Below are 661 nucleotides of genomic sequence, written 5' to 3'. Positions count from 1 at the left end.
CTGGTACGTGGGCGGCCGCAGCTGGTCCGGCATGCAGCCCGAGCGGCGGGTCCTCGCCCGCGACCCGGACGGCGTCGTCCTGGCGCACGTCGGGATCCGCCGCATGTTCATCACGGTGGGCGGGCGCGACGTGCTCGTCGGCGACACCGGTCTCGTCGCCGTGTCGCCCAGGCTGCAGGGATCGGGCAGAGGCCGGGAGCTCATGGAGCGCACGCACGCCGTGCTCGACGGACTCGCGGTGCCGTACGGCTTCCTCGGTGCGGGCGAGAACCGCATCCCCTTCTACGCGAAGCTCGGCTGGCACGAGTTCCCCGAGGTCGTCGGCACCTTCTCGGCGTTCACCGCCGAGGGTGCCGGCATCACGAACACGGAGCAGGGCGGCTGGATGGTGCGGCCGGTGGCCGCGGCGCTCGAGGACTGGCCGGCCGGCCCGATCTGGCTGAACGGCCAAGAGGTCTAGAAGAGGACTGGGCACCTCCCCGAGGCGGCCCGACCTGGCTGAACGGCCAAGAGGTCGAGAAGAGGACTGGGCACCTCCCCGAGGCGGCCCGACCTGGCTGAACGGCCAAGAGGTCGAGAAGAGGACTGGGCACCTCCCCGAGGCGGCCCGACCTGGCTGAACGGCCAAGAGGTCTAGAACGCAACGACAGACGGACGGGAG

At 71.4% G+C, this 661-nt stretch carries 1 protein-coding gene; it reads left to right on the top strand.

From position 1 onward, the window contains the following. Positions 1-460: GNAT family N-acetyltransferase (locus I5E_RS06295; RefSeq protein WP_022906244.1), on the top strand; the 460-nt coding region annotated here is incomplete at its 5' end. Positions 461-661 lie beyond the last annotated feature (201 nt).

This window comes from Curtobacterium sp. B18 (assembly GCF_000333375.1).
In the GTDB taxonomy this organism is placed as follows: domain Bacteria; phylum Actinomycetota; class Actinomycetes; order Actinomycetales; family Microbacteriaceae; genus Curtobacterium.
This window is presented reverse-complemented; position numbering and strand designations above follow the sequence as displayed.